This window comes from Undibacterium sp. TJN19 (assembly GCF_049339485.1).
Lineage (GTDB): Bacteria > Pseudomonadota > Gammaproteobacteria > Burkholderiales > Burkholderiaceae_D > Undibacterium.
Genome location: NZ_JBMPPL010000001.1, coordinates 1,659,990 through 1,682,345 on the forward strand (window position 1 = coordinate 1,659,990; position 22,356 = coordinate 1,682,345).

Below are 22,356 nucleotides of genomic sequence, written 5' to 3' on the forward strand. Positions count from 1 at the left end.
TCTCCTGCATTTCATGTCCACATCTGCTCATACAGTAACATCCACCGATTTATCCACATTGCATACCCTGGCAGAATTATTTGCCTGGCGGGTAGCGCAAACCCCTGACGCAGAAGCTTACCGGCAGTTTGATGAGCCTACTGCACAGTGGATATCCTATTCCTGGTTGCAGACGCAAGAACGCGTCAAGGGCTTTGTCAAAGCGCTGTCGCCGCTGGCACTGGACCATGGCTCGCGTATTGCGATCTTGTTGCCCAACGGCCTGCATGCGATATGCATGGACCAGGCGACCCAGGCTTGCGGTTTTGTACCGGTGCCCATGCATGCACTCGATAATCCGGCCAGTATTGCCTATATTCTATGTGACAGCGATGCTGCATTCTTAATCGCAGCGACTGACCAGCAATGGAAAGACATCGCTGATGCTGGCCTGGAATTGCCAGCCTTGCGCCAGGTCGTGGTTTTGCAAAAAACCTTGGATGCAGCCGCCTTGCCAGCCAATGTGCCGGTGCTTCAAATTGAAGAATGGCTGGCTGCTGCTGCGCATCTGCAAGTCACGGCGAAAGGCCCACAGGCTGAGGATCTGGCGGCCCTGGTCTATACCTCGGGTACGACAGGCAAGCCTAAAGGCGTGATGCTCACGCATACCAATGTCATGTCGAATGTGAAGGCAGTTGTGCACAGGGTTTCACCAGTCATTACGGATGTGTTTTTATCCTTCCTGCCTTTGTCGCATACCTTCGAGCGTACCGCCGGTTACTACCTGCCGGTTGCTGCCGGTGCTTGCGTCGCTTTCTCCCGTTCAGTCAAGCAATTGCCACAGGACTTGCTCGAAGTGCGGCCAACGATATTGATTTCTGTCCCCCGTATTTATGAGCGCGTGTATGGCGTGATCCAGACTAAACTCTCAGCATCAAAACTTCAGTCAGATTTGTTTAACCTGGCGATTGCCACTGGCTGGCGCCGCTTCAGCCGAGAACAGGGTTTGCTGAAAGGTGACGGTATGACCGCCTTGATGGACAGCTTGCGCTGGCTGGTACTGGAACCGCTGATCGCCAGCAAACTCAAGAAGCAGTTTGGTGGCCGCCTGCGGGTCGCAGTCAGTGGCGGCGCGGCCTTGTCGCAGGCGATTTCGCAATGCTTCCTCGGCCTGGGCATACCCATCGTCCAGGGATATGGCATGACAGAGACCGCACCTGTGGTGGCCTTCAACGCACCGGATGATAATGACCCTGCCACTGTGGGCCGTGCTGTCGAAAATGTTGAAGTGCGCATAGGTGAAAATGCTGAATTGCAGGTACGTGGCCCGAATGTCATGCGCGGTTACTGGAAACGTGAAGAAGATACTGCCAAGACCTTTATTGATGGCTGGTTGCGTACTGGCGACCAGGCGTCCATCGTCGAAGGACGTGTACGTATTTTAGGGCGCGTGAAAGAAATCATCGTCACCTCTACCGGTGAAAAAATTGCCCCGGTCGACCTGGAACTGGCAATCACCAACGATGCCGTGTTTGAGCAGGCCTATGCGTTTGGTGAAAATTCACCTTTCATTGCCTGTGCGGTTGTACTGAGCCGTGCGTACTGGCTGGAATTATCGACTTCGCTGGGTTTGAAACCGGATGATGCTGCCAGCCTGAAATCTGCCAAAGCAGTTGAAGAAGTGGTCAGGCGCATTCACGGGCTGACCAAAAACTTTCCGTATTATGCGCAGCCACGTGCGGCGATTTTGACACTGGACGCCTGGACCATAGAAAACACCCTCATTACCCCTACCTTGAAGCTTAAGCGCAATAACCTGCTCGCGCATTTTGCAGATGATATGAAGGCGATTTATAAGCGCTGAAGCGCTAGCAGCACTGCGTGCTTTAACTGAGCAGTCTTTACGGATGCGCATGCAGATCACATCTGATCCGCAGGCGCATCCGTATCTGTTTTATACAAACGGTATGAAGTCTATCCCGTTCTGGATTTTGGCAATCACCTGCGCCTGATTCTCTGTGCTTTCACTGAAACCGGCCAATGCGGTGGCCTGGGTGTCAGCACCGGTGCTTAATTGTTTCAGCCAGTAATCCAGTCCCGCCTGGTCTGGCGCACGGTGCAAGACGTTTTGATAATAGGCGTTAATCACCTGTTCATTGGTCGGGCTATTGCCATACAGGCGGTGGAATTCGTCTGAGGCCACAAAGCTCTTGGCAACATCCCGCAGGGTCTGCCCCTTGTCCATCTGCCCTATCCAGTAACCCAGGCCAGCGAGGTCGGGTGTGCGGTTAAAGGCTGCCTGGTAGATGCGGTAGGCAACCCCTGCCGTGCTGTTGATGTCCAGCGCTACCGTCATGTCGGCAAATTGCAGGCGTTCTACCTGGTTGACGGTATCCGTGCCTTCGGCGCCGGTCTTGTCCTGTACCGTAAAATTTGCACCTGCCGCCGTAATCGTGAAGTCGGCGCGTTTGCCGGCGTAAATGGCGGTATCCAGCCCGGCACCACCGCTGATGGTGTCATTGCCAGCCAGACCGGTAAATATGTCGTTGCCATTGGTGCCGGTCAGATTGTCATTCCCTGTCGTGCCAACGATGCCACCGGTCGTGATTTTGGTCGCGGTGGTGAAGGAATAACTGCTGGTACCGATGAAATCATTACCTGCCAGATCTTTGATGCTGCCAGAAGGAATGGACAGCTTGTAAGTGCTGCCGGCATTCAGGTCATTGGTCGGGTTAATGGTGACCGTGTTGCCGGATATGCTGACATTGCTGCTGTTAGCAATGTTGTAGCTGGCTACGATACTGCCATCTGCATTTTGCAAATTAATCACACCCGTGCCGGCTTTGACGGTTTCACTAAATGTCAGAACGATATCGGCACTGGTGGCTACGCCAGTTGCCAGAGTGGCAGGACTGAAGCTGATGACAGACGGCGGCGTAATATCGGTGCCACCAAAAAAACTCAGCAAATCAAGGGTATCCTGGCCATTGTTGAACACCAGTTTTTCCATGTTTAGCAGCGTGGCATGCAGTGCTCCGCTGGCGCTGGAAATGGAATCGACGTGAACTGCCCCATCGGCGCTTTTGGTGATGGTATAGCTGGAACGCAGGGAAGTACCCAGATTCAGCGTGTCGACACCGCCTTTACCGTCCAGCGTAAAGGTAGAAGGGTTGACGACTGTCCAGGTGTCATTGCCGTCGGTGCCGTTAATGGTTGCCATGATGTTCTCCGGTTACTGATGTAAAGCAAAACTGATTTACTGAATTTTAACTATCCTGCCGTACTGACCCCAGGACGCTGCATATGCATTTCACCATGCTGGTCTATCGCCAGGTAGCGCATGCCCTGCGCGTCCAGATAGGCCAGTGCATCGGCTTCCTTCAACATGGCAATCGTAGTGCAACTGCCTGCAACAGAAGTCAGCGGTGCCAATACACTGATACTGCGCCAACGCCTTACCGGCAAACCGCTATGCGGATTGAGAATATGGCAATAACGCTGACCTTCAACTTCAAAATACTTTTCATAATCCCCACTGGTTGCCAGTGCGCCTTCACGCAGAGGGATACTGGCAACAATTTTCCCTGTCTGCCGCGGATCTTGTATGCCCATGATCCAGGCTGTTCCATCCGGTTTGGGGCCTAGTACGCGTATGTCGCCTCCCAGATTCAGGTAGGCATGCACGGTGCCGCGCTCCTGCAAAATTGCAGCGGCCCGGTCGGCTGCGTATTCTTTTCCAAACCCGCCAAAATCGATTTCCATCCCTGCTTGCGGCAGCCGCAGGCTTTGCTCACCGCGTTCTACCTTGTTCCAGCCTATCTTTTCGCACAGAGCCTGTAATTCTTCCTGTGCCGGGAGGTGCTTACTCCTGAAATCCCAGGCGCGTCGCAAAATGCCTGCGGTGATATCGAACAAGCCATCACTGGCGGCATACAGGGCATCTGCATAATCAAGTAGCGACCAGGTTTCTTCATCGCATTCAACGGCTTGCCCACCGGCCTGGGCGTTGATGCGGGACACCATGCTGTCGTCGCGATAACGCGAATACTTGACTTCTATTCTTCTTACTTCCGCAATCGCTTCCTGCGCGATCGCAAACATCTGTTGCTGGTCTGCCGCCGCTATGACTACTTCACATGCGCAGGCCATTGCATGGAAGGGAATCCGGTAAATCTGCATGGCCTGGTCTGACTGCTTATCCAACATTATTTTTCAAAATAAAACACATTGAACTGACTAAAACTGACGTGACAAGCCCAGTTGCACGGTCTTCGCACTAAAGGGTAGTAAGCCAGTACTGCCGCTGCCAAACAGCCGCCATGAACTGCGCTGGTCATATTGTTCAAATTTGATATCCATCTGCCAGTCTTCATTGATCTGCTTCGCTACTTTTACGCCTATGGTGCGTGCGCCATAAGCGGATATCCGCTGGTCTTCTGAATAATTGAGGGCATTCTCAGGCAGATTGGGGGCGAAAGGGTAAATCGAAGGGTCCGCAGCGACATAAAATTCAGCCGCACTTTGCGTGTATAAACGCACGATCGGTGTGACACTCCAGCCCTGGCCAAATGGCTGTGTATATTCGGCATTCAGAGTATGGGCCTTGATTTTCCATGAATCGCCAAAATAGCGATAGCTGAGACGGGCACTGCCACCAGTTGCATCGAAATGGTGGTTCCAGCGCGCCATCAGGGTATAGCTGTCACGGTCTTTCGGCCTCTTGTCAAAAGCTTTATAGGGATCGGACAAGTAGCCGTGGCCGTGTGACAGGCCAGCATTCAGTTGCAGGATATCATTCGCCGTCAGTACCTGGGTCAGGCTCAGCAGGGCATCGACGACCTGCTTGTTTTCACCCTTGACAGCACCGGTAGATGCGCTGACCGTGTCATTGGCAAAGCCGATACCAGCGGTCCACGTTGTATTCTTGTCTTCGCTGAACTGGCTGCCTTGCAAACTCAGACCACGTGAAATGTAATCGGATTCACTTGAGACGCTGGCGCCCAGCGTGACAGAACTGTGCGGGAAATAACGGGTGACATCGGCATCAAATGCACGGCGGAAATCTCTGAGCTTGCTTAGGGCATAGCTGTGGAAAGCCGGTGATGCACCGGAAATACTGTCGGTGACATAGGTGGCGCCTACTGCCCATTCGTCTGATAGAGGGGCGACGATCTTCAATGCACTGGCCTGAACTTTCACCCGGTCTTCACCTGGCTGGCTATCCTGATAATCGAGCACTTTCAGGCTGATCAGGCCCTTGTCTGGCGCTGATTCTGCATGGGCGATGGTGGCGACATGCGCCAGCGGCAATACCAGTGCTGCGGCCAGCAGGCCCGAACCGCGCCTGTCGTTCCGGCTATTTTTATCCCTGGCTTGTGTCATCGCTGAACCTGCTTGTGCGTTTGATGTTGGTTTCATATGGCGTTTCCGTATTCATCAGTTGCAACCACAACCGCCACCGCCGACACCGGTGCCACCAAAAGCCGATTCCTTGCTTGAATAGATATGCTCGGCAAATTTGTTTTCCAGTGCATCATGGTCAAACGTCATTTCCTTTTTCGCCAGCTTGCCTTTTTCCCATGGCTGTACGGTTTGCATGCCTGTGCATGCCGTGCAGGCAGCAATCAGTAACAGCATCAGCAGTTTTTTCAGCAATCTGTTTTCAAGCGCATGGTTCATCATTTATTTCCTATGCTGGCAGCAATGGCCTGCTCGATTTTTGCCTTGCTGGCTTCATTAAAGCCCGCATGTTGCAGCAGGATCTTGCCATCGCGGTCTATCAATACACTGCTGGGCATGCCCTTGATGTCATATTGACGAGGCAATACACCTTTGGCGTCATAAGCGATATGAAAATTGGCTGGTACCGTTTTCAAGAACTGGCTGGCATCTTCTGCCTTGGTATCAAGATTGACCGCGACCACCTGAAAACCGTGTGGGCCGTATTTGGACTGCATGGCATTCATCCACGGGAAAGACTGTTTGCAGGGGCCACACCAGGATGCCCAGAAATCGAGGTAGACGATCTTTCCCTTGTAGTCGCTCAGCTGTATATTGCCGTTGCTGCCCGGCGTACTGAATTCAGGAGCGGGCTTGCCGGTTTCCAGCGCATAGGCGCTGCTGCACATCATGCCTGACAGCGCCATGATGGCTGAGAGCGCTAAGATCGATTTGAAGTATTTCATTATGAGAAACCTTGTTTTGAAACCTTGTAGAGATCGCGAAATAAACATCTTCAATGATGTCATTTGATTGGGCTTCTCATCCATCATAAGCGGTACAAGGCCCAAATCAATCTTACCTGAAGTAAATAAACCGGGTTTTTCGTAAATATCTGTAACCTCAAATGCTGTTCAGATAAGTCTGCCTACAGACAGATTGTTAAAAAGATATTTTATCCATTTTTGCTTTGCTACGAAAAAACAACATATTTATCCCTGGCTTTGACCCTATCGCCTGATGTAGCTAGGATTCCCCATCACTTTTGTACTGGAGCCAGTTTAGATGGATCAACAATTTGAAGCGGGTTTGCAGATGCGCAAACAAGTCATGGGCGAAGCTTTTGTCGAAAAGGCATTCAGCAATACCGATGCCTTTACCGCCCCTTTACAGGAATTCCTGACCCGCAATGCCTGGGGTACGGTCTGGTGTCGTGACGGCCTCGATCTGAAGACCCGCAGCCTGCTTACCCTGTCCATGCTGACAGCATTGGGGCGCTCACATGAAATCCGTGGTCATGTACGAGGCGCAGTGAATAACGGCGCCAGCATGCAGGAAATACAAGAGGTATTGTTGCATGCCAGCGTATATTGCGGCATGCCGTTGGCGGTAGATGCATTCCGTTCCGCCCATGAAGTACTGCTGGAAATGGAGAAAATAGATCATGAGTGAAACCAAAAAAGCCGTTGCCATCAATGCAGACGGTATTACAGAACCGTTCAGGATAGACGATGTGCCATGGGAAGAATATTCACACGGCGAAAGGTTTGGCAGCCGTTTTCGCCAGGTGGGTACGCATGGTGGTTGTCAGCGTGTCGGCGTGAGCATAGAAGAACTGTCACCCGGCAAGCGTGCTTGTCCGAATCACTATCACCATCTTGAAGAAGAACAGATGATGCTGCTCGAAGGCAGCCTGACTTTGCGCCTGGGTGACAAAACCCATGTTATGACGGCGGGTAGTTATGTGGTTTTCCCTGCCGGGCAAAAAGCCGGACATAGCTTGTATAACCACACCGGGACAGTTTGCCGTTATCTGCTGATAGGTGAGCGTAATCCGCATGATGTCGTGGTGTATCCCGATTCCAACCGCGTCAGCGTGCGCCTGACCGGTGAAGGTTATGACAAGGCTGCCACCATGGAATATTGGGAAGGTGAGCAAGTCTGAGCCAGGCAAACCCACCTGCCGATGTAAAACCAGAGCCAAATTAAGCGATTAGAAGCAATAAATCCTCAATTCGTGTCATGAGAAAAGCTGCTTGACCAAATTTGCGTAATACTTCGCCTATGGCATCAAACTGGTGAAAGGATTCCTGATGCGTCGCATGTGGCAATTTTACGGCCTGGCCTGGCTCGCGTATTCCATTCTGGTCTGTTTCGTGGTGCAGATTGACGGTTTGTCAAAAGGCCATTTTGATTTTACCGTCGCCCTGCAATCCGAAGTCAGCACCGTGCCGGCGGCCTTGATGCTGGCCCTGGTCTGGCCCTTGACAGGGTATATAGAGCGCAAAGACTATAGTGCTTTCACGATTGCCATCGTGCATATTCTGTTTTCACTGGTGTTTGGGCTGTGCTGGCATTTGCTGGTCAGTTTCTTCATGCAAAATGTCGAACACATGGAAAGTGCACAGCAGACCAGATCGCTGAGCGCCTATATCTGGCCGTTTTTATACAGCTTGATGATGTATGGCGTGGTTGCCAGTATTTTTCATACGGTGCGTTCTACAGAAGCCACACGCCAGCAGGCACTGGCAGTCAGCCAGGCGCAAAGCTTGCTGGTGGTGGCAGAACTGGCCAGCCTGCGTAATAAGCTTAATCCGCATTTCCTGTTCAATACCCTGCATTCCATCATCGCCCTGATGCGCAAGGACGGCAAGGCGGCCGAGGCTGCCTTATTCCGCTTTTCCGACATGCTGCGCTATGTGCTGGATACCGAAAAAGGTGGCAATGCCCACGTGACACTTGATGAGGAATTGAATTTTGTCCGTGATTACCTGAACCTGGAAGCATTGCGATTGGGTAATCGCTTGCATGTGGAGTGGGTGCTTGATAGCGAAGCTGCCAATTATTGCGTGCCTGCGCTGAGCATACAGCCACTGGTTGAAAACAGCATCAAGCATGCGTTTAATCCACGAAGCCAGCCTGGCAGGCTGTTGATAAAAACCCGGCTCAGGGCCATGCACGGGCAATTTGAAATCATTATCCGCGACGATGGCCCGGGCGCAGATATGGCGCAATTGCAAGCGTCCAATGGCATAGGTGTGAAAACTGTCGAAAGACGCCTGCAACTTGAATACGGTGCGCGCGCAGGCTTCCAGGTCAATACCGCTCCCGGACAGGGGTTTGAAGTCGTGCTGACCATCCCCTTAACTCCGGCCTGATTCAATACTACAGATGCAGGACATCTCTTATGAGCAAAATAAAAACGGCCTTCATTGCGGAAGACGAGCCGCTGGCACGTGAAGTCTTGCGTGATGCCGTCAGCAACCGGCCTGAACTGAGCCTCATAGGCGAAGCTGCCGATGGCGTCAGTGCACTGACACAAATCAATCTGTTAAAACCCGACGTGGTGTTCATGGATATACAGATGCCTGAAATGACCGGCCTGGAAGTCTTGCGCCGCCTTAGCCATGTGCCAGAAATTGTATTCACCACAGCCTATGACCAGTATGCGGTAACGGCATTTGAATTACATGCCATTGATTACCTGCTCAAACCGTTTACCATCGAGCGTTTCGATGCCGCGGTAGACCGCCTGCTGGAAGCCGCACCATCCGTACAAGTCATGGAACAGGCCCTGGCACAGGCGACAGGCCGTCACGGCGGCCATATTGAAAGAATTTTGGTGCGTGACCGTGGTCATATTTTCCCGGTCAACGTCAACGATATCGCCTATCTCAAAGCCGATGCAAAATACACCGCCATCATCGTTGGCGACAAAACCCACCTGGTCAGGCTGGGTATATCGGAACTGGAAACCAAACTCGACCCGGCACGCTTCATACGCATACACCGCTCGCTGCTGGTGAACCTGGATTTTGTCGAATCCATGAAGGCCGATGAACAATCACAACTGCGCCTGCATATGCGTGATGGCAGTGTGTTGCTGGCCAATCGCGAGGCGTCAAGGATGTTGCGGGATATGTCCATCTGAGTTGTTGTGGTTTTGCTCCTTCTCCTTCAAGGGGAAGGTTGGGATGGGGATGGGTTTCTGTCGATTGACGATGATCCTATTTTCTATGCCCCGTAGAAGCGACTTCAGCCGCGAACAATACGCCGTACCGCATATTCCCGTCTGTATCGACTATTCGCGACTGAAGTCACTCCTGCAACGCCTATCCGTCCCATCCCTGCATCATTTCACGCCCCCTGCCAGCAATTCGCGCCTTTCGGGTGCACCTTCGTCGCATACCCCGACAAGCCCGCTGCATTCGCATCAAGATATGGGTATCGCAAGTGGCGATACCAACTACGGGAGACAGACGGTGAAGCACTATTTTCAAACTATTATTTTGGCTGCGGGTGCTGTATTTGCAGCCACTGGCATGGCACAGGCAGCAGATTTGACAGTAGAAGTGACAGGGCTCAAAAGCGCCAGAGGCAAGATCATGGTCGCTGTGTATGACAAGTCAGAAAATTTCCTCAAACAGCCTTTCAGGGCGGCAGCAGTCGATGCCCAGACCGACAAAGTCAAACTGCTCATTACTGACCTGCCGCCTGGTGATTATGCCCTCAGTGTGTTTCAGGACGAGAACAATAATGGCAAGCTCGATACCAATCCCATAGGCATGCCTGTGGAGCCTTATGGCTTCAGCAATGATGCTGCTGGCAACTACGGGCCGCCTAGTTTTGCGCAGTCGCTGGTGCAATTACCAGATGCTGGCAAGCTCATCAGCATCAAACTGCGCTAAGGAGAACTAGCCATGGACAGGCGTCATTTCCTGCGCGGCGCATTGGCAGCGCTGCCAGCCATCTCATTGCCAGCCGGGGCATATGCAGACCAAACCAGGGACGCCTTTCTGGCGAGCCTGCCAGCTCATCAGCGCCTCGCCGCGCTCAGCAGCCACGATGCAGATATGCCCTTTGCCAGGGCAGTCATCGAAGGTCGCTGGCCTGCCGGGCTCAACGGTACTTTCTATCGGAATGGCCCGGCGCGCTTCGAGCTGGGTGACGAGCGCTATCATCACTGGTTTGACGGCGATGGTATGGTGCATGCGTGGCAAATGGAACATGGTCGTGTGCGGCATCAGGCGTATTTCGTGCGTACCAAAAAATTTGTCGACGAGTCGGCCGCCGGGCAATTTCTCTACCCCGCCTTTGGTACCGGCATCAACCGCCGCGCCGTCGGCAATAATGATACGGTCAATACTGCCAACACCAATGTCGTGCCGCACGCAGGCAAGCTGTATGCGCTGTGGGAGGGCGGCTCAGCGACAGAGCTCGACCCTGCCAGCCTGGCTACCCAGGGGATCAAGACCTGGCGCGAAGATCTCGCGGCCATGCCATTTTCTGCTCATCCGAGGGTCGCACCGGATGGCGTGCTGTGGAATTTTGGCGTCGCACCAGGTGCCAACAAACTCCTGTTATGGCGCATAGCTGCGGATGGCAGCCTCGGTAAGTTCGGCATGATCAACATACCTCACTTGCCCATGGTGCATGATTTCGTATTGACGGCGAAGTATATGGTCTTTCTGGTGCCACCGTTTGACATGCGCAATTCGCCAGACCAGAGTTATCTGGGCTCGCATATCTGGAATGCCAAGCGCCCCATGCGAGCCGTGGTGGTGGATCGCGCAGATTTCAGCCTGCGCCGCATCATAGAAATGCCCGCAGGCATGGTCTTCCATTCCGGTAATGGCTGGGATGAAGGCAATATGATACGGCTGGATGCCAGTATGGCGGCAGATGACAGCAGTCTTAGGGCGTTGGCAGGCATCATGCGTGGTGAAACCAGGCATTTGCAGAATGCTGATACGGTGCTCATCACACTGGATCTGAACAAAGGCATTGCACGCAGTGAGCGCCTGATGAGCGGGACAGAATTTCCCCGTGTCGCACCTGCCGACATGGGTTTGCGCAACCGCCAGCTCTTCGTCACGACTGGTGATAAATCGCCGGAATTTGGCATGACAGGCGTAGCCCGCATTGATATGGAAACTGGCCGCCAGGACAGATACGACTATGGCCAGGACTGGGTCGTGGAAGAGCACATTCCCGTACCCAAAGCGAAGGGCAAAGGTGTATGGCTGCTCGGTGTGGCTTACGACGTGAGAAAGTCGCAGACTGCGCTGAGTGTGTATGACGGGGCACATTTGTCGCAAGGCCCGCTGGCCCGCGCGCGTCTGCCCTATGCGGCACCGCTATGCTTTCATGGTAATTTTTTGGCGGCCTGAGCCTGCCCCGAAACAGGGGTTGGCTTGCCAGTCCCTGCTCACCTGTTTAGACTGTCATGATGAAACTAGCACCTGCCAATCCAGCCAAGCCAGCCAAGCCAGCCCGCCCAGCCAACACTTCAACCAGTAGCAAGGAGGCCAGCGACCATCCCCTTGCATTGATCCCCATTTTCCGTCGCTGGCAGCCGGGCATACTGCGTGACCTCGTCTATACCTTCATACTGGGCCTGGGTTTTGCCCTGTTCTTTTTTTCCCTGTATGCGTATAACCTGTCGCGAGATCAGTTGGCGGCGCAGTTGTGGAATGATCTTGTCATCGCGATGTCGATCTCTTATTCCATCCATCTCTTGTTCGGGCTCAGTTCTTTTTTGCTCGGGCCAGAGCTGGAGAATATACGTGGCTGGAAGTGGGCAGCTTATTACACTGTTGTGCCTAGCGGCGGTGTTTTTGCTGGCTATTTTCTTGCTGTCATACTCATCAATCCGGCGGCGTTGCATCTGAATTTTTTCAAGCCCGGCGTCATTTTTAACTTCGCCATCATTTCCATGCTGGTTTCCTGCGTGCTCCTGTTTGCCTATCTGATACGGGAGCGCGAGTTGCTGGACAAGGAAAAAATCGCGACTGAACAGCGGCGTGCACTGGAATCCGAACGCCGTGCGCTTGAAGCCCAGCTACGCATGCTGCAAGCGCAGATAGAGCCGCATTTCCTGTATAACACCCTGGCCAATGCCGTAGGCCTGATTGCGCCTGATCCGGCGCGTGCCCGTCTTTTGCTGGAGCGTCTCATCGATTACCTGCGCGCCACCCTGTCGGCCAGTCGTGACAGCGACACTCTGCTACAGAGCGAGATCGATACGATCACCGCCTACTTGGAACTGATGAAGCTGCGCATGGGCGAACGCCTGCGCTATCGTATAGAACTGGCGGACGAGGCGCTTAAGCTTCCCATCCCGCCCATGCTGTTACAACCCGTTGTGGAAAACGCCATCAGCCATGGCCTGGAACCGAAAATCGAAGGTGGCGAAATCCTGTTGAAGGCGCACTTGGAAGTGAATCATCTGCATGTCGTCATCAGCGATACCGGCGTGGGTTTTCAGACTGTTGCCAGCAGCAAGCCAGGTGGCGGGGTAGGCCTGTCGAATTTGCGCGAACGCATAGCAGCGCTGTATGGCAAACAGGGCAGCCTGAACATCACGGAAAATGCCGCAGGCGGCGTCAGCGTGAGCCTGTATCTGCCTTTGCCGTCTGCCACCCTCATTCAACTTTAAATCCAACTTTAAGCTTTAAGCCCGTACATAAAACATGCATACAGCATTGATCGCAGACGATGAAGTCACCCTCGTCAATTTTCTCAAGGCCGAGCTGGCAGTGCTCTGGCCTGAACTGAAGATCGTTGGCCTGGCCTGCAATGGAATAGATGCGATGCGCTTGATCGATGAGCTGTTGCCTTCCGTCGCCTTTCTGGATATCCGCATGCCAGGTATGAGCGGGCTGGAGCTCGCAGGCAAATTGCACCAGACAAAGGGGGCACCGCTGGTGGTCTTTGTGACTGCTTACAACCAGTATGCGGTAGATGCATTCGAGCGCGAAGCTGTTGATTATCTTCTCAAGCCGCCGACCAGGGAAAGGCTGGGCCGCACCGTGGAAAAACTCAAACGACAACTCACCGTGTCAGATGGGGCAGCACCTGCTGCTGATGTACTGGCAAGGCTGATGGCCGCAGTAACGCAGATACCTGCTCCAGCTACAGGCCGCCTGGACTGGATACGTGCTGCCTACGGTAACGAGACGCGATTGATCGCCATTGATGAGGTGGTTTATTTTGAGGCCAACGACAAGTATGTGTCTGTTTTTACCGAGACGGACGAGTCGCTGATACGCACACCGCTCAAGGAGTTGATGGATGGGCTGGATGCAAGCCGCTTCTGGCAGGTACACCGCCGCACCGTCGTGGCGGTCAGGCATATCGCCAGCACCACGCGTGATTTCCGTGGCCGCACCTTGCTCAAACTTAAAGGGCGGCCAGAAGAACTGCTGGTCAGCCGCGCGTATCTGCATTTGTTCAAACAGATGTAGGCAGGAGGATGACACTGCTATCCAGAATAATTATCCCGGTTGACACTAAACAGCAATGAAGTCAGAGTTCGCGCTTAAAACGCCTTTTCTTGAAAGGGAGAAAAATTACGCCATACTCCAGTTGGCGAAATAAGGACTCATCTCACACCACGCCGCCAAACCTGTCCCTGAAAAATCCGGGTGCCGTTCCCAGATGCTTCATGAAACTGCGGTGCAGGGTATCGAGACTGTTATAGCCTGAATGGTCGGCAATTCTGGCCAGCGGCCAGTTTGTCGTGATCAAAAGGTTCTTCGCAAACTCCAGCCGTGCCGCATCGACAAAACGGGCCGGGGTGTTGCCTGTTTCCTGCTGGAAGATGCGCGAGAATGTGCGTTCGCTCATGTGCACCCGGGCGGCCAGTGCCGGGGTGCGCAGGTCACCAGTAGGCTGGGTCAGTATCTCGTTAAGTAATTGCTGCAGTCTGGTGCTGGTCGTCGTCTGTGATGAGACCTGGCTTTTCAGGGTGTGGCTGTATTGCGATTGTCCACCGGCGCGGCGCATGTACAACACCAGTTCACGTGCTACCGTCAGGCTCAGGGCAGAGCCACCATCTGCTTCCAGCAGGGACAGGCACAGGTCTATGCCAGCGGTGACACCTGCCGAGGTATAGATGGGGCCGTCAGCAGTGAAGATCGCATCGGCATCGAGTTTCACATCAGGGAATAGCTTTTGCAGCAAGGCGCAGCAATTCCAGTGTGTGGTGGCGCGGCGGCCATTGAGCAAACCGGCAGCAGCCAGCACCAGTGCGCCTATGCAGACGCTGGCAATACGACGCGTGGTGCTTGCAGTGCTGCGCTCCCGCAACCAGGGCAGCAAGATGTTTTCAGCAGCGGCTTCGCGCATTGCAGCTTCGCTGCCACTGGTGACGATGATGGTGTCTATGTCTGCTGGCAAATCCCTGAGCGCAGATATCCCATGTATTTCCAGCCCGGCATGGGTAGTGATATTGCCCCCATGCGGGCTGGCGACTATCAGGCGGTAGGCAGGCATGCCGGGCGGTTTGTGCAGGTTTGCCATGGCAAACACTTCCATCGGGCCGGTGAGGTCCAGGCTTTGTACGCCATCCAGGGTAATGAAGACGATCGTGCGGGTATTGTTATCCATGGCAGAATTTGCGACAAAATTGGCATTTTAGCCATGTTACAAGGGATTATAGTGTGCCTGCAGATAAATCGCACTGCGCATTGATGCAAATATTGATGAAAACAAAATCCCTACTTTTCCTGTTCCTGATTTTCAGCTGTTCCATGGTCAGTGCCGAAGCATTACCTGTCTACCAGCCACGTTTCGGTCGTGCGCAGCCTGTTGTAGCCGTAGTCGCCGATAATGAAATGACCGAGCTTACCGATTTTGTCGTGCCGTATGCCGTGCTCAAGGCTTCGGGTGCCGCGCAAGTCTTGTCTGTGGCAACGGGTAGCGGTGTGGTCAATCTCTACCCTGCGCTCAAAATGCAGGCTGAGACAACGATGGCAGAATTTGACAAGAATTATTCACAGGGGGCTGATTATGTCATCGTCCCGGCGCTGCACAATGTGCAGGCAGCAGCCCTGCAAAACTGGGTCAAGGCCCAGGCTGCCAAGGGGGCGGTCATCGTTGGTATCTGTGACGGGGTCTGGGTACTGGCGCACGCGGGTTTGCTGGAACAGCACCGCGCTGTGGGCTTCTGGTATTCCATGGACAGCCTGCAAAAACAATTTCCCGCGACGACCTGGGTACGCAACCAGCGTTACCTTGCTGATGGCAAGATCATCACCACAACCGGGGTAACAGCATCCCTGCCTGCATCGCTGGCCCTGGTTGCCGCTATCGCCGGCCACGAGCGTGCCACGGCCCTTGCCAATGAACTGGGGATAAGAAATTACTTATCCACACACGACAGCCAGCAATTCAAAATGAGTGTCGCCCATGCCACAACCATCGCAGGCAACTGGTTGCGCTTCTGGTCACATGATGAAATTGCCCTGCCCCTGAGCGCAGGGGTCAATGATATCGCCCTGGCCCTGTATGCGGATGCCTGGTCGCGTACTTACCGTTCGCAAGTCAAAGCCTATGCGAGCAGCATGCAGGCTGTGCAGACCCGATACGGCCTGCAACTGTTGCCAGATGCCGTGGCAGATGCAAGTACGATGGACAGGATCAAAAAAGAGCACAACTGGCTGGCCGACATCGCCCCGGCCCAAGCCATGGACAAGGCCTTGCAGCAAATAGGCAAGACCTATGGACAGGCAAGCAGAGCCATGGTCAGTACTTTCATGGAATATCCGCAATAACATCTCGTCGTAGATAATCAGTGCTAGCGTAAGTAGTTGAAAAAAAACGATAGTGAAGTTAATGGAAAAAAAATGAATTTAAAAAAAATCTTGGCAACATCAGCAATGCTAGTGTTTGGACCTGCCCTGGCTGATCCCCTTACTGTCACTAACGGAAAATTTACAAAAGATGGAAAGCCGTTCAATGGTGTTGGAGTCAATTATTTTGATGCGTTCACGCGTTATGCAGAAAATAAGTATGACACTAGCTGGAAAGATGGGCTGAAAACCCTCAATCATTATGGCATCCCATTCATCCGCATCAACACCTTTGGCTACTGGTCAGAAGAGATAAAAACACACTATCTGAATAACAAGCCGCAATTTTATACTCGCCTTGACGAGTTCATGAATGAAGCAGATAAACAGCATGTTGGCGTGATTCTGAATCTGTTTTTCAATCTCTCAGCCTTCACAGAATTGAATAGCAATGACTACAGTGAACTGGCCAATAAAGACAGCCGGACACGGAAAATGATGCGGGACATCACGGCTGAAATAGTTGATCGTTATAAGAATCATCCTGCTCTGTGGGGGTGGGAATTCGCCAATGAAACCAATCAGCTGGTGGACTTGCCTGCCAACCTCAACAACAGCCAGTATTTACCGCGCAGAGACCCGGAGGGGAAACTGCAAAGAACAACGCGAGATAATTATGGCGTAAGTGCAATTATCCCCACCATGACGGAGTTTGCTGAAATCATCAGACAAAGGGATATGAAAACACCGGTTTTTACCGGCAATGGCGCGTCGCGCGAATACTCGTATCACGTGTCCCAGCTCAATAAGTGGGATCAGGATACGCCTGAGCAGTTTGGCTTCATTGTAGGGCGCGATAATCCGGGGAAAGTCAATACGCTTACCATGCACGTTTATCCAGAGCAGGAAGGGCATTATTTTGGCAGCCCGGCAAATAGCAGCTACTCAGCCATTATTGCTGCTGTGATGGCCCGCTCGAAGATTGATAGCAAGCCCTTCTTCCTAGGGGAATTTGGTGTCAACGAAAAAAAAGCCGACACATATAACATCAAGACAAAATTCAAGGAAGTCACCTCTGCCATCATGAGCAACCGTGTCCCCTTGTCAGCACTTTGGGTATTTGATAAACCGCAGGAAGGTGAAAAGGAGAAATTCAATGTCAATACACCTGAGCGTATCTATCAGCTTGAAGCCATTCAGAAAATGAATAAAGACATGCAATCCTGGTGAGCAGGTGCCAGGGGGTACCTGATGCCCAAACCGTGATCACCCAGGAAGAATTAAAACCTTTAATAAACCGCTATGCATGGCTACATGCCGATGCAGCAGCCAGCACGCAAAACCAGGCAGCATTGCAGGAAATGGCTCTGCGCTATAGTGCCGCCAGCCGCAAACTGGGCAGTCTGTTCATGGAATATCCCCAGCAGGTAGAATAGAGCAATAGAGCGTTACATTTCTGTCAGGGCTGTCAAGGAACCAATCGACATGCCGTGCGGTCATTGAACTACCCTGATCTACATCGTGCTGAAGAAATGAACATACCTGCTCGCATGAAAACTTTTATCCGCCTTCCGCATTTACTGATTTCATATCTGTTGTCCGGTGCGCTGACACTGGCCACACCAGTGCATGCACAGGATGCCGCTGCGCATTTTCCCGGGAGCACATGGGAAGACCTGCCTGTCAGTGCGCTGAAGGCAGAATGTAGCCAGAGCCTGCAAACACTTGATACTGAACTGCACAAAGGCCACACCACAAGCCTGTTCGCGGCCAGGGGCGGGCGCGTATTGTTCAGCTATGGTGCGGTGGATAAAACCAGCGTTATAGAATCAGCTCGCAAAAGCATCTTGTCCATGTTGTATGGCAAATATGTCGCAAATGGCACGATAGATCTGGAGCAAAACCTGGCTGCGGCAGGTATAGACGATATCGGCGGTTTGTCCACTCTGGAAAAACAGGCGCGTATACGTGATCTGCTGACTGCACGCTCAGGCATCTATCACCCGGCCTCAAACAGTGGTGATGACACCCAGTACGCGCCGCCTCGCGACTCACAAAAACCGGGCAGCTATTTTTTGTATAACAACTGGGATTTCAATGCCGCCGGTGCCGTGCTGGAAAATGCCACGCATCAAAATATTTACCGCCTGTTTGACCACGATATCGCCGCCACTTTGCAGTTGCAGGATTTCAGATTGCAGGACCAGAAAAAACTCGGCGATAAAAATAAATCGCAGTATATGGCTTACCATTTCACCCTGTCCACCCGCGACATGGCACGCCTCGGGCAGTTGGCGCTGCACCAGGGTAACTGGCGCGGCCAGCAGTTGATACCGGCAGACTGGATGGCGTTGACTACACACACGGTGACCCCTTCTTCAGACATGCATCCAGCCAGTGCGGTTGCGCGCAAGATCGGCTATGGTTATCTGTGGTGGGTGCTCGAAGAACCTGCTGATTCAGCCCTGCATGGGGCGTATATGGCCTGGGGCTTGCATGGGCAATATATTCTCGTGATACCGAAAGCAGACATGGTCATTGCCCACCAGCGCCAGGTGCCGGTCGATGGTAATTGGGATATGCCCAAAGTGGATAAAAATACCTTTATCCACCTGGCAAAAATGCTGATTGATCATTGCCAGCAATAATTCAACTTTTAAAAGTATAGCTATGGCGATCATTACACTGGAACAGGTCGTTGAGGACGATGCCGATCTGCTGGCTGATTTGCGTGTTCTGGCGATGCGTGAAAGCCTGGAAAGAATCGGGCGCTTTGATGCACAGCGGGCAAGGCAACGCTTGCTGACTGACTTTTCCGCAGGCTGGACGCGGCATATTATTTGCGAATTGCAAAGAGTGGGCTTTGTCGTCGTCAAACCCAAAGCCGATGATCTTTTGCTGGATCATTTGTATCTGCACCCCGATTTTCAGGGTGGTGGCATTGGTGCTGCAACACTGGCGATATTGTTTGCCGAAGCGGATGCGCAAGGCAAGATACTGCATGTGGGGGCATTGCGCGAAAGCGTCGCCAACCATTTTTACGTACGCCATGGTTTTGTTTTGTGCGAACAGGCGCAATACGACAATTACTATATCCGCCAGCCGCAAAAGGGCGGATGATATTGACAGGCAGCCTTGATGGAAAAGCGCTACCTGTCAATGCATGCTGGCGACTACGTCACTTCATTTCTTTGGCGGTGCTGCCTCTTCCCTGGCTGGTGGCGGACCGGGTGGATGCTCAGGGCGGGCAAACAGACCCTTGGCTGAATTGGTGCAGGTGGCCGCAATCTTGCCTTCACGTGGCGTGGTGATTTGCACGACAGCACCCTCTTTTTTGCCTTTGCAATCTTCATAGGCTTGCGGTGGTGGTTCGCGGGGTGGCCTGTCGTCTTTGCCTGCCTCAGGTGGTTTTTTCTGGTCGCCACCGGGTGGCTGGGCGTGAGCGGACAGGCTGGCAGCCAATGCCGCCATAAATATACTGGCACGGGCTACGGAGAGCAGCGTTTTCATCCTGTTTCCTTTCAATGGTGTTGATGACAGTTTGTATCTTCTCCTGAAAATATGGAGGAAAGATGAAGGAGTAAAAAAAACTTCATTCTTTCCGCTGCTCACTTAACGTGCCACGCTGATGCTTATCCTGTCATACCGGCCATAGCTGTCAAAAGCAGTAATATCATAACGCCCCGCATCGGGAAATTCGATGATTTGTGACTGGCTGGCCAGTTTGCTGGCGACCAGGTGGCCATTCACCATCCAGCTGACCTCGGCCTGTGAACCGCGTATTTCCAGCCTGGCTTTAGGTATTTCCTTGCCGTTAACGCGGTGCAGGATTTCACCGTCGCTAAGCCCGACGATCTTGATGCTCTCATCAGCGTTATAGATGGCCGCACATTCGGTTGACCAGGCCGGCGGCAAGGCAATCTTGCGCAGGCCGGCATCAAGCCAGGGTTCCAGTGAAGATGGCCAGCGGGCGGCCTGGCGTTTTTCCATACTGCGTTTGGAACATTCGGGTGCGACCCGCAGGCCGGTTTGCGTATCGACAAAATAACTGAAAACCGGTGAGGCTGTCTTCAGGCGGTCGGCAAAACTGGGTGGTGCCGCACCGTTCAATACCCAGGCGGTGCGCTGTATGGGGCACAGGTGGTCAGGCTGGTCGCTGGCACGGGTACCCAGTGGCCAGCAGATTTTTTCCTGGCTGACAGAAGCCGGTGCCTGGTTGGGGCTGAGGTTGCGGCCATCAGGCAAGGCCGTAAAAATATCGACGAGCAAGGGTGCCGCCACATTCGCACCAAAAAAGCCAGGGTTGGGTGTGCCGTCTGGCCGCCCTACCCATACACCCACGGTATAGCGATTGCTGACACCGACTGCCCAGGCATCGCGAAAGCCAAAGCTGGTACCGGTCTTCCAGGCAATGCCACGATAGCTGCCATTGCCTTCCACCGCCCTGGCCACCGGGCCGCCGGTTTCCAGGATATCGCGTACGATAAAGGCAGCGCCTTCGCTCATCATGCGTTGTTCCTTGCGCGCAGCAGAGGGCGTCATGCGTGGTACCGCCGCCATGCCCTTGCGTGCCAGTGAAGAATAGGCTCCGACCATGTCTTCCAGCCTGGCACCAGCGCCGCCCAGTATCACGCTGAGATTGGGTGTCGCGCCGCGCGGAAATTCCAGCTTCAGGCCACCACGCCTGAGCATGGAGACAAAAGTGGTCGAACCCAGTTGTTCGAGCACTTCAACGGCTGGCACATTCAGTGATTTCACCAGTGCTTCTGATACGCTGACCGGCCCGTGGAAATTTTGCTGGAAATTACCCGGCTGGTAACCGGAGAAAGATTGCGGTGTGTCCGATAATAATGATTCGGAATGAATCAAGCCTTCATCAATTGCAAAGGCATACAGGAAAGGTTTCAGGGCAGACCCCGGTGAGCGTGCCGCGCGCACCATATCGACATCGCTGAAGCGTTCCCTGTCAGTGAAATCGGCAGATCCGGCATATGCCAGTACTTCAAACGTCGTGTTGTCCATCACCATACTGGCGATGGACACATGCGGCGGCAGTTGCCGTATGCGGTCGGCCAGCAAGGTTTCCACAGTCTGCTGGGCTGCCGTATCGACCGTGGTCTGGATGACGCTTTTCTGTTCCCGGTCACGTCGCGCCTGCTGTTTCATGCGCAAGGCCAGTAAGGGGGCAAGCAAGGGTTCGCGCACGACCTGCGCGCTGACCGGCTCTGTCAATGCATCGGCAATGACGTCTTTGCTCCAGTTGCCTTCCATGCGGTGTATGACCTTGTCACGTGCCAGTTGCGCCCGTGCCGGGTAGCGGTCAGGGCGCAGTACCGAAGGCAGTTGCGGCAATACTGTCAGCAGCGCCGCTTCGGCATGGGTGAGCCGGCTGGCTGGCTTACCCAGGTAAGCGCGGCTGGCCGCTTCGACACCTTCCAGCACGCCGCCCATGGGCGCATAGTTCAGATACAGGGTCAGGATTTCTTTTTTTGAATAATGCAATTCCAGTTGCACGGCGCGGGCAATCTGTTTCAACTTGCCGCGCACCGTATGCGGTGTCGGGTCAATGATGCGGGCTACCTGCATGGTGATGGTCGAGCCGCCAGAAACAATTTTTCCATTGTGCAACCATTGCCAGGCAGCGCGTGTCAGCGCCAGCGGGTTGACACCCGGGTGCCACCAGAACGAGCGGTCTTCATATTGCGTCAATGCATCGATGTAATACGGTGAGACTTCCTGCAAACTGATCGCATGCCGCCAGATATGGTCCTTGTCCGGAAAAGCGCGCAGGGGTGTGCCGTCTCGCGCCAGAACGACCATGGCGTAGGGCGAATCACGGCCAGGTTTGGGCAATGGGTAAATCTGGTCGGCAATCAGGCATGCCAGCACGATGACAGCGATGGTCGCCCAGGTTTTTTTGTAGGAGAGCAGGTGTTGACGGATGAGGGAGAAGTTGAAGTACTTCTTGAAATTGATTGTCATTCGGGTAGGTCTTTGCTAACGCAGCATACAGAAAAAATAAGATAAAAGAACGAGATGTGGAACGATGCTTACGTAGACCAAATTACCTTGACTCTTGATGTTGTCTTTGACTCTGTTCTTGACCTTCAACCGCTTGGGACGTAGCAATTTGTGCATCACAGAAAATGGATAAGAAAGTTTTGTTGTCTGAGCCGAAGGCGAGTTTCGAAACTTTCCCATTTTTTGCGATGCACAAATTGTGCTGAAGCGTAGCGCAAGCACCCGAAGGGCAAGTCTGCGGTCGCCTTTCTTTGATTCCTTTCTTTGGCGAAGCAAAGAAAGGAATTCGGCCGCCGGGCCGAGACCCGGCTTGTGTCTAGGAGGGCAATCCCTTTAATAATTA

The 22,356-nt window shown here is 53.3% G+C and carries 22 protein-coding genes; 14 read left to right on the forward strand and 8 right to left on the reverse strand.

All coding sequences use genetic code 11. The features are described from left to right. The first annotated feature begins 13 nt into the window (after nt 1-13). The gene (locus ACO0LH_RS07540) at nt 14-1,843 is read left to right on the forward strand and encodes an AMP-dependent synthetase/ligase (RefSeq protein WP_422940415.1); all 1,830 of its coding nucleotides are present in this window, start codon (nt 14-16) and stop codon (nt 1,841-1,843) included. A 90-nt stretch (nt 1,844-1,933) separates the two neighbouring features. Here ACO0LH_RS07540 and ACO0LH_RS07545 read toward each other — a convergent pair whose 3' ends face one another. From ACO0LH_RS07545 to ACO0LH_RS07565, 5 genes are read right to left on the reverse strand one after another with little or no spacing between them, the layout of a single operon-like run. Beyond that, nucleotides 1,934-3,199 (reverse strand): DUF4214 domain-containing protein, encoded by a 1,266-nt coding sequence (locus ACO0LH_RS07545; protein ID WP_422940416.1) that lies wholly within the window; start codon nt 3,197-3,199, stop codon nt 1,934-1,936. Between the two features lie 50 nt (nt 3,200-3,249). After that, the gene (locus tag ACO0LH_RS07550; protein ID WP_422940417.1) at nt 3,250-4,185 is read right to left on the reverse strand and encodes an FAD:protein FMN transferase; all 936 of its coding nucleotides are present in this window, start codon (nt 4,183-4,185) and stop codon (nt 3,250-3,252) included. Between the two features lie 30 nt (nt 4,186-4,215). Then, on the reverse strand, nt 4,216-5,397 hold the full coding sequence (locus ACO0LH_RS07555) for a DUF3570 domain-containing protein (RefSeq protein WP_422940418.1): 1,182 nt from the start codon (nt 5,395-5,397) through the stop codon (nt 4,216-4,218). Between the two features lie 18 nt (nt 5,398-5,415). Continuing rightward, nucleotides 5,416-5,658: a DUF4266 domain-containing protein gene (locus tag ACO0LH_RS07560; RefSeq protein WP_422940419.1), complete on the reverse strand. Its 243-nt coding sequence runs from the start codon at nt 5,656-5,658 to the stop codon at nt 5,416-5,418. Further along, nucleotides 5,658-6,164 (reverse strand): TlpA family protein disulfide reductase, encoded by a 507-nt coding sequence (locus ACO0LH_RS07565; protein ID WP_422940420.1) that lies wholly within the window; start codon nt 6,162-6,164, stop codon nt 5,658-5,660. Before ACO0LH_RS07565 ends, ACO0LH_RS07560 begins: the two co-directional genes overlap by 1 nt. A 319-nt stretch (nt 6,165-6,483) precedes the next feature. Here ACO0LH_RS07565 and ACO0LH_RS07570 point away from each other — a divergent pair, with 319 nt between their 5' ends. The 8 genes from ACO0LH_RS07570 to ACO0LH_RS07605 all read left to right on the forward strand — a co-directional run bounded on the left by ACO0LH_RS07570 (nt 6,484) and on the right by ACO0LH_RS07605 (nt 13,664). Beyond that, nucleotides 6,484-6,870 carry a carboxymuconolactone decarboxylase family protein gene (locus ACO0LH_RS07570; protein WP_422940421.1) on the forward strand — a complete coding sequence of 129 codons (387 nt, stop codon included), beginning with the start codon at nt 6,484-6,486 and terminating at the stop codon, nt 6,868-6,870. Then, complete coding sequence (locus tag ACO0LH_RS07575; protein WP_422940422.1) at nt 6,863-7,363, forward strand: cupin domain-containing protein; 501 nt, start codon at nt 6,863-6,865, stop codon at nt 7,361-7,363. Before ACO0LH_RS07570 ends, ACO0LH_RS07575 begins: the two co-directional genes overlap by 8 nt. Before the next feature lie 148 nt (nt 7,364-7,511). Then, nucleotides 7,512-8,576 (forward strand): sensor histidine kinase, encoded by a 1,065-nt coding sequence (locus ACO0LH_RS07580; RefSeq protein WP_422940423.1) that lies wholly within the window; start codon nt 7,512-7,514, stop codon nt 8,574-8,576. Nucleotides 8,577-8,605: 29 nt separating this feature from the next. Further along, nucleotides 8,606-9,349: a LytR/AlgR family response regulator transcription factor gene (locus ACO0LH_RS07585; protein ID WP_422940424.1), complete on the forward strand. Its 744-nt coding sequence runs from the start codon at nt 8,606-8,608 to the stop codon at nt 9,347-9,349. Nucleotides 9,350-9,680: 331 nt separating this feature from the next. Next, the gene (locus ACO0LH_RS07590; protein ID WP_422940425.1) at nt 9,681-10,106 is read left to right on the forward strand and encodes a DUF2141 domain-containing protein; all 426 of its coding nucleotides are present in this window, start codon (nt 9,681-9,683) and stop codon (nt 10,104-10,106) included. A gap of 12 nt (nt 10,107-10,118) precedes the next feature. After that, complete coding sequence (locus ACO0LH_RS07595) at nt 10,119-11,588, forward strand: carotenoid oxygenase family protein (RefSeq protein WP_422940426.1); 1,470 nt, start codon at nt 10,119-10,121, stop codon at nt 11,586-11,588. A gap of 59 nt (nt 11,589-11,647) precedes the next feature. Beyond that, nucleotides 11,648-12,856, forward strand: coding sequence for a sensor histidine kinase (locus ACO0LH_RS07600; RefSeq protein ID WP_422940427.1), 1,209 nt, complete (start codon nt 11,648-11,650; stop codon nt 12,854-12,856). 34 nt (nt 12,857-12,890) lie between these two features. Further along, nucleotides 12,891-13,664 (forward strand): LytR/AlgR family response regulator transcription factor, encoded by a 774-nt coding sequence (locus tag ACO0LH_RS07605; RefSeq protein WP_422940428.1) that lies wholly within the window; start codon nt 12,891-12,893, stop codon nt 13,662-13,664. 142 nt (nt 13,665-13,806) lie between these two features. Here the strand turns inward: ACO0LH_RS07605 and ACO0LH_RS07610 are convergent, their stop codons facing one another. Next, complete coding sequence (locus ACO0LH_RS07610) at nt 13,807-14,808, reverse strand: GlxA family transcriptional regulator (protein ID WP_422940429.1); 1,002 nt, start codon at nt 14,806-14,808, stop codon at nt 13,807-13,809. 95 nt (nt 14,809-14,903) lie between these two features. On the opposite strand from ACO0LH_RS07610, the gene ACO0LH_RS07615 reads away from it, so the two are divergent. The 5 genes from ACO0LH_RS07615 (at nt 14,904) to ACO0LH_RS07635 (ending at nt 19,112) form a co-directional block, all read left to right on the forward strand. Beyond that, complete coding sequence (locus ACO0LH_RS07615) at nt 14,904-15,974, forward strand: DJ-1/PfpI family protein (protein ID WP_422940430.1); 1,071 nt, start codon at nt 14,904-14,906, stop codon at nt 15,972-15,974. Nucleotides 15,975-16,046: 72 nt separating this feature from the next. Beyond that, nucleotides 16,047-17,222 (forward strand): hypothetical protein, encoded by a 1,176-nt coding sequence (locus ACO0LH_RS07620; RefSeq protein ID WP_422940431.1) that lies wholly within the window; start codon nt 16,047-16,049, stop codon nt 17,220-17,222. Nucleotides 17,223-17,254: 32 nt separating this feature from the next. Continuing rightward, nucleotides 17,255-17,428, forward strand: coding sequence for a hypothetical protein (locus ACO0LH_RS07625; RefSeq protein ID WP_422940432.1), 174 nt, complete (start codon nt 17,255-17,257; stop codon nt 17,426-17,428). Between the two features lie 114 nt (nt 17,429-17,542). Then, nucleotides 17,543-18,640, forward strand: a complete 1,098-nt coding sequence (locus ACO0LH_RS07630; RefSeq protein WP_422940433.1) for a serine hydrolase domain-containing protein — start codon at nt 17,543-17,545, stop codon at nt 18,638-18,640. A gap of 22 nt (nt 18,641-18,662) precedes the next feature. Next, a complete protein-coding gene (locus tag ACO0LH_RS07635) occupies nt 18,663-19,112 on the forward strand; it encodes a GNAT family N-acetyltransferase (RefSeq protein WP_422940434.1) in 450 nt (149 codons plus the stop codon). A gap of 63 nt (nt 19,113-19,175) precedes the next feature. Here ACO0LH_RS07635 and ACO0LH_RS07640 read toward each other — a convergent pair whose 3' ends face one another. After that, nucleotides 19,176-19,502, reverse strand: a complete 327-nt coding sequence (locus ACO0LH_RS07640; protein WP_422940435.1) for a hypothetical protein — start codon at nt 19,500-19,502, stop codon at nt 19,176-19,178. 102 nt (nt 19,503-19,604) lie between these two features. Then, the gene (gene pbpC, locus ACO0LH_RS07645; RefSeq protein WP_422940436.1) at nt 19,605-21,974 is read right to left on the reverse strand and encodes a penicillin-binding protein 1C; all 2,370 of its coding nucleotides are present in this window, start codon (nt 21,972-21,974) and stop codon (nt 19,605-19,607) included. Between the last annotated feature and the right edge of the window lie 382 nt (nt 21,975-22,356).

Bases quoted from the DNA above. Each gene is read 5' to 3' on its own strand.
- ACO0LH_RS07540 (WP_422940415.1), top strand. From the start codon at position 14: ATGTCCACATCTGCTCATACAGTAACATCCACCGATTTATCCACATTG.
- ACO0LH_RS07545 (WP_422940416.1), bottom strand. From the start codon at position 3,199: ATGGCAACCATTAACGGCACCGACGGCAATGACACCTGGACAGTCGTC.
- ACO0LH_RS07550 (WP_422940417.1), bottom strand. From the start codon at position 4,185: ATGTTGGATAAGCAGTCAGACCAGGCCATGCAGATTTACCGGATTCCC.
- ACO0LH_RS07555 (WP_422940418.1), bottom strand. From the start codon at position 5,397: ATGAAACCAACATCAAACGCACAAGCAGGTTCAGCGATGACACAAGCC.
- ACO0LH_RS07560 (WP_422940419.1), bottom strand. From the start codon at position 5,658: ATGAACCATGCGCTTGAAAACAGATTGCTGAAAAAACTGCTGATGCTG.
- ACO0LH_RS07565 (WP_422940420.1), bottom strand. From the start codon at position 6,164: ATGAAATACTTCAAATCGATCTTAGCGCTCTCAGCCATCATGGCGCTG.
- ACO0LH_RS07570 (WP_422940421.1), top strand. From the start codon at position 6,484: ATGGATCAACAATTTGAAGCGGGTTTGCAGATGCGCAAACAAGTCATG.
- ACO0LH_RS07575 (WP_422940422.1), top strand. From the start codon at position 6,863: ATGAGTGAAACCAAAAAAGCCGTTGCCATCAATGCAGACGGTATTACA.
- ACO0LH_RS07580 (WP_422940423.1), top strand. From the start codon at position 7,512: ATGCGTCGCATGTGGCAATTTTACGGCCTGGCCTGGCTCGCGTATTCC.
- ACO0LH_RS07585 (WP_422940424.1), top strand. From the start codon at position 8,606: ATGAGCAAAATAAAAACGGCCTTCATTGCGGAAGACGAGCCGCTGGCA.
- ACO0LH_RS07595 (WP_422940426.1), top strand. From the start codon at position 10,119: ATGGACAGGCGTCATTTCCTGCGCGGCGCATTGGCAGCGCTGCCAGCC.
- ACO0LH_RS07600 (WP_422940427.1), top strand. From the start codon at position 11,648: ATGAAACTAGCACCTGCCAATCCAGCCAAGCCAGCCAAGCCAGCCCGC.
- ACO0LH_RS07605 (WP_422940428.1), top strand. From the start codon at position 12,891: ATGCATACAGCATTGATCGCAGACGATGAAGTCACCCTCGTCAATTTT.
- ACO0LH_RS07610 (WP_422940429.1), bottom strand. From the start codon at position 14,808: ATGGATAACAATACCCGCACGATCGTCTTCATTACCCTGGATGGCGTA.
- ACO0LH_RS07615 (WP_422940430.1), top strand. From the start codon at position 14,904: ATGAAAACAAAATCCCTACTTTTCCTGTTCCTGATTTTCAGCTGTTCC.
- ACO0LH_RS07620 (WP_422940431.1), top strand. From the start codon at position 16,047: ATGAATTTAAAAAAAATCTTGGCAACATCAGCAATGCTAGTGTTTGGA.
- ACO0LH_RS07630 (WP_422940433.1), top strand. From the start codon at position 17,543: ATGAAAACTTTTATCCGCCTTCCGCATTTACTGATTTCATATCTGTTG.
- ACO0LH_RS07635 (WP_422940434.1), top strand. From the start codon at position 18,663: ATGGCGATCATTACACTGGAACAGGTCGTTGAGGACGATGCCGATCTG.
- ACO0LH_RS07640 (WP_422940435.1), bottom strand. From the start codon at position 19,502: ATGAAAACGCTGCTCTCCGTAGCCCGTGCCAGTATATTTATGGCGGCA.
- pbpC (WP_422940436.1), bottom strand. From the start codon at position 21,974: ATGACAATCAATTTCAAGAAGTACTTCAACTTCTCCCTCATCCGTCAA.